Origin of the sequence: Streptomyces sp. NPDC002790 (assembly GCF_040295505.1) — a bacterium.
Taxonomy (GTDB): Bacteria; Actinomycetota; Actinomycetes; order Streptomycetales; family Streptomycetaceae; genus Streptomyces.
This window is the reverse complement of record NZ_JBEOVM010000170.1, coordinates 1-9,469: the sequence shown is the minus strand read 5'-3', so window position 1 is coordinate 9,469 and position 9,469 is coordinate 1. Positions and strand designations below refer to the sequence as shown.

General features: G+C 70.0%; 10 protein-coding genes. 1 reads left to right on the top strand and 9 read right to left on the bottom strand.

The window, feature by feature from the left end; translation table 11 throughout:
- Positions 1 to 62: 62 nt before the first annotated feature.
- From ABT004_RS34820 to ABT004_RS34805, 4 genes are all read right to left on the bottom strand, one after another.
- Entirely contained in the window at positions 63 to 917 is an 855-nt protein-coding gene (locus ABT004_RS34820) for a class I SAM-dependent methyltransferase (RefSeq protein WP_351345289.1), read from the bottom strand.
- On the bottom strand, positions 914 to 1,348 hold the full coding sequence (locus tag ABT004_RS34815) for a VOC family protein (protein ID WP_351345286.1): 435 nt from the start codon (positions 1,346 to 1,348) through the stop codon (positions 914 to 916). Before ABT004_RS34815 ends, ABT004_RS34820 begins: the two co-directional genes overlap by 4 nt.
- Positions 1,349 to 1,402: 54 nt before the next feature.
- Positions 1,403 to 1,864: a helix-turn-helix transcriptional regulator gene (locus ABT004_RS34810; RefSeq protein WP_351345283.1), complete on the bottom strand. Its 462-nt coding sequence runs from the start codon at positions 1,862 to 1,864 to the stop codon at positions 1,403 to 1,405.
- A 69-nt stretch (positions 1,865 to 1,933) separates the two neighbouring features.
- Positions 1,934 to 2,410: a MarR family winged helix-turn-helix transcriptional regulator gene (locus ABT004_RS34805; RefSeq protein ID WP_351345292.1), complete on the bottom strand. Its 477-nt coding sequence runs from the start codon at positions 2,408 to 2,410 to the stop codon at positions 1,934 to 1,936.
- Between the two features lie 112 nt (positions 2,411 to 2,522).
- Here ABT004_RS34805 and ABT004_RS34800 point away from each other — a divergent pair, with 112 nt between their 5' ends.
- Positions 2,523 to 2,936: an organic hydroperoxide resistance protein gene (locus tag ABT004_RS34800; protein WP_351345280.1), complete on the top strand. Its 414-nt coding sequence runs from the start codon at positions 2,523 to 2,525 to the stop codon at positions 2,934 to 2,936.
- 11 nt (positions 2,937 to 2,947) lie between these two features.
- On the opposite strand, the gene ABT004_RS34795 is transcribed toward ABT004_RS34800, so the two are convergent.
- From ABT004_RS34795 to ABT004_RS34775, 5 genes are all read right to left on the bottom strand, one after another.
- Positions 2,948 to 4,261 (bottom strand): hypothetical protein, encoded by a 1,314-nt coding sequence (locus ABT004_RS34795; protein WP_351345277.1) that lies wholly within the window; start codon positions 4,259 to 4,261, stop codon positions 2,948 to 2,950.
- A gap of 102 nt (positions 4,262 to 4,363) precedes the next feature.
- Positions 4,364 to 5,206: a class I SAM-dependent methyltransferase gene (locus tag ABT004_RS34790; protein ID WP_351345274.1), complete on the bottom strand. Its 843-nt coding sequence runs from the start codon at positions 5,204 to 5,206 to the stop codon at positions 4,364 to 4,366.
- A 158-nt stretch (positions 5,207 to 5,364) separates the two neighbouring features.
- A complete protein-coding gene (locus ABT004_RS34785; RefSeq protein ID WP_351345271.1) occupies positions 5,365 to 6,246 on the bottom strand; it encodes a carbohydrate ABC transporter permease in 882 nt (293 codons plus the stop codon).
- On the bottom strand, positions 6,243 to 7,658 hold the full coding sequence (locus tag ABT004_RS34780) for a carbohydrate ABC transporter permease (protein WP_351345268.1): 1,416 nt from the start codon (positions 7,656 to 7,658) through the stop codon (positions 6,243 to 6,245). The genes ABT004_RS34785 and ABT004_RS34780 overlap by 4 nt, the downstream gene beginning before the upstream one ends.
- Positions 7,659 to 7,665: 7 nt before the next feature.
- A complete protein-coding gene (locus ABT004_RS34775) occupies positions 7,666 to 9,099 on the bottom strand; it encodes an ABC transporter substrate-binding protein (RefSeq protein ID WP_351345265.1) in 1,434 nt (477 codons plus the stop codon).
- Positions 9,100 to 9,469: the final 370 nt, after the last annotated feature.

The window sequence follows — 9,469 nt, the reverse complement described above, 5'->3', positions numbered from 1 at the left end:
GAACTACGACCGCGTCGTAGTTCCACGTCACAGTCCCAGCCCCGTTCCTTCCCGCGCGCGGATCAGGTGGTGGCCAGGAGGAAGTCCTCGCCGCTCGACGGGCGCAGGGCGTCCTCGCGGGACGCGAAGTAGCGGGTTGCGAGGTCCGTGCCCGGGATGTGCTCGGCCGTCCTGAATCCGGCCTCTCGGGCCAGGGTGAGCATGTCCTCGGGGGCGTAGAAGCTGAGGAAGGGCGTGCCGGAGGCGCTCGCGCCCTTCTTGCTGGTCTCCATGCCCGAGCGGTCCGCCGCGTCGACGAGGTCGGCCGGGAGGATGAAGGAGAGCGCCAGGGTCGAGCCCGGGGCCAGCTTGGCGCTCTGCTCCAGGGTGGCGGCCGTGGCCTCTCGGGTGAGGTACATGACGACGCCCGTCGAGACGACGACCGCCGGGCGGCGCGGGTCGAAACCGGCCGCCGTGAGCCCGTCCCACCACGACTCCCGCGCCTCGAAGTCGACGGGGACGAGGTGCAGGCGGGGCGGGACGCCGTGGCCGAGCGCTTCGAGGCGGGCGCGCTTCCAGGACTGCGGGCCCGGCTGGTCGACCTCGTAGATGTCGAGGCGCGCGGCGAGTTCCGGGCGGCGCTGGGCCAGCGTGTCCAGGCCCGCGCCGAGGATGACGTACTGGTCGACGCCGCGCTCCGACTCCCGCTCCACGAGGTCCTCGACGAAGCGGGCCCGCGAGACCATCGCGGCCCGGAAGCCGCGGGTCGACGCAGGCTCCATGTCGGGGCGCTCGCGCCAGTCGGGGCCGGGGGCGAGCAGGCGCAGGCCCACCTCGTCCTCCAGGACGTGCGGCGCGTCGTCGACCTGGACGTGCATCGCGCGCCACAGGGCGCAGCGCTCCGCCGTGTTGTCGGGGCCGCTGCCGGGGGCGGTCATGCCCAGTCCTTGGAGAGGTCGAGCTCCTCGTTGCGCTCGGTCAGCGAGTACCAGTTGCCGTTGTCGTCGCGGAAGACGGCTTCGATGCCGTACGGACGCTCCTTCGGTTCCTGGAGGAACTCGACGCCGCGCGCCTTGAAGTTCTCGTAGTCGCCTCGGCAGTCGTCCGTGCGCAGCGCGCCGCCGCCGAGGACGCCCTTGGCGACCAGCTCGGTGAGGGCCCGCGCGGACTCGGGGTCGACGCCGTGGCCGTCGGGGCGCATCAGGGCCAGCTCGAACTCGGGCTGGTCCTTGGCGCCGACCGTGATCCAGCGGGAGTCGCCCATGGACATGTCGGTGCGCAGCTCCATGCCGAGCTTCTCGGTGAAGAACGTCTTCGTACGTTCCTGGTCGAGCGTCCAGATGGTCGTGATGCCGACGCCTTTGATCATGGTGCCTCCCGCGGTGTGTTTGTTCTGGCCGGTCCACGGTAGGCAGCGGGACGCTCAGCAGGCTTCTTCAGAATTGCTCTGTCGAGATCTGCTCTGTCGACGCGGCTGGAGACCGCCCGCCCACAGCAGGGCGTAGCAGCCCGGGATGAGCGCGGCGCCGCCGCGGAGCTGCTCGCGGCGGTACTCGCCCGGGGTCTGGCCCGTGTGCTGCTTGAAGCGTGTCGTGAACGTGCCGAGGCCGGTGAAGCCGACCAGGTGGCAGATCTCGGTGATGCCGAGGTCGCAGGTGCGCAGCATCTCCGCCGCGCGTTCGATGCGGCGCCGCGAGAGGTACTGGCCGGGTGTCCGTCCGTAGGCCGTCTTGAAAGCCCGGACGAAGTGCGAGCGCGAGTAGCCGGCGTGGGCCGCCACCGCGTCCAGGTTCAGGGACGCGTCGGCCCAGTCCCGGTCCATCACGTCCTTGGCGGCGCGCAGCCGGCGCAGGTGGGCGAGGTGTACCTCGGCGACTGTGTCCATCGCGTCGATCCTGGCAGCTTCGATCCCGGCGCGAAACTCTTCCGGGTCGACGTGAAGCCGACGTGGATGTCAGAGCTCGGCGGAGTCCAGGGCGTGGGTCAGGCGGTCGAGGCGGGAGCGCAGGTCCGCTATTTCGTGCAGGTCGAAGCCCGTCGCCGCGGCGATCTTGCGGGGGACCTCGGACGCGCGGGTCTTCAGGGCCGCGCCGGAATCCGTGAGGGCGATGGTCACCGAGCGCTCGTCCGTGGCGCTGCGCTCGCGGCGTACGAGGCCGTTCGCCTCCAGGCGCTTGAGGAGCGGGGAGAGCGTGCCGGAGTCCAGGCGGAGGCGTTCGCCGAGGCGCTTGACCGGGAGCGGGCCCTCCTCGGGGGCGGCCTCCCAGAGCACCAGCATGACCAGGTACTGGGGGTAGGTGAGGCCCAGGTCCTTCAGCAGCACCCGGTAGATGCCGCCGAAGGCGCGCGACGCCGCGTTGAGCGAGAAGCAGATCTGGCGGTCGAGCCGGAGGAATTCGTCGGAGCTGGGAGTGCCGGGAGTGCTGGGCATGCTGGACATGGGTCCAGGGTACCGGTTGCGCGATTCAGTTGCGTGCAATTTAATTGTGTGCTATATTTGGGGAGTACGAAGAGAGATTCACCGACCGAGAGGCAGGTCCCCCATGGACGCCATCTACACCGCCGTCGCCACCGCCACCCACGGCCGCGACGGGCGCGCCGTCTCCTCGGACGGCGTGATCGATCTCCAGCTCGCCCCGCCCACCGCGATGGGCGGGAACGGCGAGGGCTCCAACCCGGAGCAGCTCTTCGCCGCCGGTTACGCCGCCTGCTTCGGCAGCGCGCTCGGGCTCGTCGGCCGGAGCGCCAAGGTGGACGTCGCCGACGCCGCCGTTACCGCCGAGGTCTCCATCGGCAAGCAGGGCGAGGGCTTCGGGCTCGCCGTCGTGCTCCGCGTCGAGCTGCCCGAGTCGGTCGACGCCGAGACCGGCCGCAAGCTGGTCGAGCAGGCGCACCAGGTGTGTCCGTACTCGAACGCGACGCGCGGCAACATCGACGTGCAGCTCGTCGTCGAGTAGTTCCCTCGGCATCAATTGCCTCTGGATGAAACGCCGTTGATCCGTGCCAGTACCTCCCCCGACTGCCGGCTCCACGCCACCAGTACCGCCTCCGGCGGCAGTCGTTCGGCCCGGTCGAGCAGCAGCCAGCGGACGCGGTAGCGGTCGGCGACGGCCTGCCGTTCGGCGCGGGTGGACGTGGGGGAGAGGTAGGCGCGCACCGCCGCCCGGCGCCGGTCCCGGTCGACCCTGTCGACGACCGGGTCGGGGCGGGCGGGCGCTACCAGCGTCGGGCCGTGGCCGGGCAGTGAGCGGGTGGGGCGGTAGCCGCTGGTCAGGACCACGTCGCCGGGGGGAATGTGCTGCGCCGCCCAGGTGTACGCGGGCCAGCTCGGCGGCGGGTCGAGGACCGTGGCCAGGAGGCCGACCGCCGCGCCCGTCGCCGCCAGCGCGCCGAGCGCCCTGCGACGCCGCGGCCACGGGCGGGGCGCCGCGAGCGCGATCGCCAGAGCCAGCTGGAGCGGCACCACCGTGAGCACCATGGCCGCGCCGTACGCGGAGGGGTGGATCAGCGCGGCGTACGCGAGGGCCGCGATGCCCGCCGCGCACAGGAGGACGAGCGGGTCCCTACGGTCGCGGCGCAGGCGCAGCCACAACGCCGGGAGGCCGATCAGCGCGAGCCACGGGACGTGCGGCGACGCGGGGTCCGAGTCCGGCCAGAGCCACACCAGGCCCACCGCCGCGACCCCCGCCACGGCCCAGCGCGCCCCCTCCCGCCGCAGCCGCCACGCGCCCGCCCACACCCAGAACGCGAGACCGATCGCGAACGTCGACGGGTAGCCGAGGTCGATCGTCAGCGAGCGCAGTGCGAGCGGTTCGGTGCTCCAGTCCGTGCTCGCGCCCCAGAGAAGTGTGAGCGTCAACAGGGCGATGACCGGGGCCCATTGGCGAGTGGTGAGCGCCCGGACGAAGCGGTGCAGGCCCGTCAGCAGGACCAGCAGATTGGCGGGGCCCGCGAGCTTCATGACCTCCCAGCCCGTCAGACCCGTCGCCCGCGCGAAGGCGCCCTCCACCATCGCGTATGGGGAGGAGACGTACCAGCTGCCCGCGCCCGGCAGGTCGACCAGTGGGTGGCGCGGGTGGAGCAGGCTGACCTTCAGGCGTTCGATCACCGCCGCGTGCAGCCCGTAGTCGTAGGCCATCGGCACCCACCAGTACGCGAGCGTCAGCAGCAGCCAGCACAGGCCGCCGAAGACGAAGAACGGGGTCGGGCGCCAGAACCGGCCGCCGCGCAGCGCCGTCGCGCCGCGCGCCGTTCCCCGGACGAGTGCGGAGGTCGTCGTCATGTACGGCATGGGGAATGCGTGCCCCGCCGGAGCCGACCGCTCCGCCTTTCGTGGGCCGTGCGGGTGAGGACCCCCGGGTTCACGAAAGGCGGGGCTCGGGCGTCAGCGGCCCAGCAGCGAGCGCAGCAGGCCCTTCGAGCGCGGGGACTGCGTGGGCACGGGCGACGCGGTCGGCTCGTGGCGCGACACCGGCTGGGCCGGGCGCTTCGCCTTCCGGCCGTCGATGCGGATCATCGAGTGCCCGGCGACCTCCTCCGCGCCGTGCCAGAAGTCGTCGCGCCCCGCGAGCATCGCGCCCAGCTCGGTGCGCACCGGCTCGAACGCGCCCCACGTCCCGTAGAACTTGGTCGCCGTGATGCACAGCGGCTTGAGTCCTGTCGTGGCGACGGCGCCCCACGTCGCGGCCGCGACGCCCGGACAGTGCTCGGCGCGGAAGTCGTCGAGCACGACGATGCCGTTCTCGCCGAGGAGTTCGCGGGACGCCTCGATGTCGCCGTGCACGTGCTCGTACAGATGCGAGGCGTCGACATGCACGAACCGGCAGCTGCCGGGGGCGACCAAGGACGTGATCACGTGCGAGGGCCCCTGCACCACCTCGGGCAACTCGTCATGGAACGCCTGGTAGTTGGCCTCGAAGGCGGTACGCGTGAGGGTGCTGTAGGACTTGTTCATCTCCTTGTCGTTCGCCTTGTCGTCGGCGGGTGAGTCGAACAGGTCGCAGACGGTGAAGGTCTCCTTCTCCTCCAGGTACTGCCCCATGAAGATGGCGCTCTTGCCCAGGTAGACGCCGAGTTCGAGGAGATCCCCGCCCTGGCCGAGTGCGCGCTGCCGGCTCAGGAACCAGTCGAAGAGCACCTGGTCGATGTTGTGGAACCAGCCTTTGACGTCGTCGAGCGCGGCCGGGCGCGGCAGTTCGGCGGGCGCGGTGTGGGACTCGTGCTGCATGTCAGCTCCAGTACGGATGACGTGGGTGCGGGGCCGGCGGACGACGCGCTCGCCGGCCGGCCCCGGGAGGCCATCAGCTCTGGTTAGGTGCACGGGATGTCCGGGCGGTGGCCGGAAGGAGAACGGGAGACCCTCTCGCTCGATAAATCCCGGATGCGTTATTTGACGGCGCCCGCCATCACGCCGGACACGAACTGGCGTTGGAACGCGAAGAACACGGCCAGCGGGATCACCATCGAGATGAACGCGCCGGGTCCGAGCACATCGACGTTGTTGCCGAACTGCCGCACCTGGGTCTGCAGCGCGACCGTGATCGGCTGGCTGTCGGTGTCCGTGAAGATCAGCGCGACCAGCATGTCGTTCCACACCCACAGGAACTGGAAGATGCCGAGCGAGGCGATCGCGGGGGCGCCGAGCGGCATCACCACCCGTACGAACACGCGCACCTCGCCCGCACCGTCCAGGCGGGCCGCCTCCAGTAGTTCGCGCGGGATCTCCGCGAAGAAGTTCCGCAGCAGGAACACCGCGAACGGCAGTCCGAACCCGACATGGAAGAGGATCACGCCGAGGATCGAGCCGAAGATGCCGATGTCGCCGAAGAGCCGGGCGATCGGCACGAGCGCGACCTGCACGGGCACCACGAGCAGCCCGACCACGATCAGGAACCACCAGTCGCGGCCCGGGAACTCCATCCACGCGAATGCGTAGCCGGCCAGCGAGCCGATCACGATCACGAGCAGGGTCGCGGGCACCGTGATCAAGGCCGTGTTGACCAGGGAACGCGTGATGTCCGAGTTCTCCAGGAGACTGCTGTAGCTCTCGAACGTCAGCTGCGCCGGCTTGCTGAATACCGTCCACCAGCCGCTGTCCGCCATGTCCTCCGGGGAGCGCAGCGAGGAGAACAGCAGGCCGATCGTGGGCACCAGCCACAGCGCGCCGACCACCAGCAGCACGAACTGGACGAACCCGCCGCTGAGCAGGTCGCCGATCCGGCGTGCGAGCGAGCGCGGGGCCTTGACGGAATCGTCGAGTGTCGTCATCGCCGTGTCTCCGCCCTCAGCCTGCGCAGGTTGAACCACATCACCGGGATCACGAGCAGCAGGAGCAGCACCGCGATCGCGCTGGCCAGCCCCTCGTTGTCCTCGCTGAACGCCGAGCGGTACAGCTGCAGGGCCAGCACGTTGGCGTCGTCCTGCGAGGATCCCGGCGCGATGATGAAGATCAGGTCGAAGATCTTCAGTACGTTGATCATCAGCGTGACGAGGACGACCGCGAGCACGGGCGCGAGCAGCGGCACCGTGACCCGGCGGAACACCTGCCACTCGGAGGCGCCGTCCACGCGGGCCGCCTCCAGGAGTTCGCGCGGGATGCCGGCGAGCCCCGCCCCGATGAGCACCATCGCGAACCCGGCCCACATCCACACGTACGCGACCATGATCGAGGTCGTCACGATGTTGAGGTACAGATCGAATCCGCCGAGGTGGATCGTGAAGAACTTCTTGTCGCCGAGCCAGTCGGCGCCGTTGTACGGCTCCTTGAAGTTGGCTGCGGGGAGCCGGAGTTGGGAGCCGTCCGCCTTCGCGGGCAGCGTGAACGTGCCGTCGGCGGCGGCCGTCGTGGACGCCACCACCTTGCCGTTCCTGACGGCTTCGACCCGCATGCCGGGGTAGCCGACCTCGCTCGCATCGATCTTGTTGAGGCCGCCCGCGCCCTTGCCGAGCGTGAAGTCCTGCCAGACGGTGCCGGTCACCCCGGGCTTCCCGGTGGCGGACTCCTTCGCGGGCTTGGCGTCCTTGGGCATCTGGTCGGCGGCGACGCCAACGAGCGGCAGCAGCACGGGAATTCCGGCACCGACCGGTTCCTTCGTGAGGTACGGGCCGCCCGGTTTCCCGGTCAGCGTCTGGCTGCCCCGCGGATGCGCCTTCGGGAACGCGGAGGCGTCGGCGAACGTGTCGTGCACCCCCGTCATGACCGCGTTCACCGCGCCCTTCTCCGGGTCCTGGTCGTAGACGAGCCGGAAGATGATGCCCGCGGCCAGCATCGAGATGGCCATCGGCATGAAGACCACCAGCTTGAACGCGGTGGCCCAGCGGATCCGCTCGGTGAGCACGGCGAAGATCAGGCCGAGCGCCGTGGCGACCGTCGGGGCGAGCACCACCCACCAGATGTTGTTGTTGATCGCGGCCTTGGTGTCCTCGCGCGTGAACAGCGTCTCGTAGTTGTCGAACCCGATGAACGAGCCGCCCGACGCGTTGAAGAAGCTGCGGACGACCGAGTACCCGATCGGGTAGACGACCAGGGCGCCGAGCAGGATCAGCGCGGGCAGCAGGAAGAGCCCAGCCACCGACTTGCGGGTGCCGGTGACGCTCTTACGGGTACGGGTACGGGTACGTGGTGACGTCGCGGCGGCCGCCCCGGGATCCGGGGTGCCGCCGCCCGTGGCGGATGTCATCGCCGCGTCAGTCCTTGAACGCCTTGGCCGCTTCGGCCTCCAGCGTCTTCTGGGTGCCTGCGATGTCCTTGGGGTTCATCAGGAAGTCCTGGAGCGCCTTCCACTCGCCCTTGCCGGGCGTCCCGCCGAACGCCTGCGGCATCTGGTCCGACATGTCGAAGCGGAAGTCGTCGCCCGCGCCCACGAGCGCCTTCGCGATCTCGCGCTGCACATCGTTCGGGTACGAGGCGAGGTCCACGTTCTTGTTGGGCGAGAGGTAGCCGCCCAGCTTGGCCTGGATGGTCGCGGCGTCGGGGGACGCCAGCCACGTCACGAGCGCCTGCGCCGCCTCGGAGTCCTTGAGGATGACGGCCGCGTCGCCGCCGCTGACCACCGGCTTGTCACCGGAGCCGACCGCGGGGAACGGGAACACCTTCGCGTCCGTGCCGACCTTCGCCTTCGTCTGCTGGATGTTGACCTGTGCGAAGTCGCCCTCGTAGACCATGGCGCCCTTGGGCTGCTCGCCGCCGGTGAAGGTCTGCTCGACCGACTTCGTGAACTCGGTCTGCACGGCGCCCTTGTTGCCGCCCGCGAGGAAGTCCTTCTTGCCCCACAGCTCGGCGAGCGTGGTGAGCGCGTCCTTCACGGACGGGTCGGTCCACTTGATGTCGTGCTTGGCGAGCTGGTCGTACTTCTCGGGACCCGCCTGCGACAGATAGATGTTCTCGAACCAGTCGGTCAGCGGCCAGCCGTCGGCCCCGCCGACGGAGAACGGCGTGACACCGGAGTCGTAGATCGCCTGCGAGGTGGCGAGGAGTTCCTTCCAGGTCTTCGGCTCCTTGGCGGCCGCGTTCTCGAAGACCTTGGTGTTGTACCAGACCAGGGACTTGTTGGCCGCCTTGTAGTACGCGCCGTAGCTCTTGCCGCCGACCTTGCCGAGGTCCTGCCAGCCCTGGGCGTAGTTCTTGCTCAACTGCGCCTGGGCGTCCGCGCCCAGCGGCTTGGCCCACTTCTTGTCGACGGCCTGCTTGATGGCGCCGGGCTGCGGCAGCATCGCGATGTCCGGCGGGGCGCCGCCGGCCACCTTCGAGCCGAGGAAGTTGATGATCGGGTCCTGGGCGGGGACGAACGTGACCTTGGCGCCCGTCCGCTTCTCGAACTCCGCGAGCACCTTCTTGAAGTTCTTCTGCTCGTCGCCGGTCCACACGGCGGCGATCTCCAGCGACTTGCCGTTCAGCTTCGGCAGCTTGAGCGAGGACGCGGGTGACTTGCTGCCGTCTCCGCCGGACTTGCCGTCGCCGTCGTCGCCTCCACAGGCGGTGAGCGTGAGCGCGAGGGAACCGATGGCGATGCCTACGAGGGTGGTGCGGAGCGTGTGTGTCCCTGTGCGGGTGCGTATGCGGGTGCGTATGCGGGTGCGTATGCGGGTGGGTGTGCGAAGAGTGCTGCGAGTGCTGCCCATCACTGCCCCGTTCTCGTCCTGAACGCTGGACGTGCGTACTGAGCGCTGTCCCGTGGGCACTGGTCTACGCCCGGCCAGGGAGGGGCGGCAAGGGTGCCAGGGCTGTAAAGCGGGTGATCGTGACGGGGTCGTGATGCGTCAAGCTGGCGCGGGCGGTGGGAAGTTGGGCGCGCCCCTCGCGGATCCGTCCCGGCCGACTGCCCCGGCCGACCGTTCTCACGCCACGGGGCTCCGCCCGGAGCGGCCTCCCGTCCCGAGGCCACGGGGCTCCGCCCCGGACCCCGCGCCTCAAACGCCGGCGGGGCTGGAAAGATCGGGGCTCTGCCCCGGACCCCGCGCCTCAAACGCCGGCGGGGCTGGAAAGATCGGG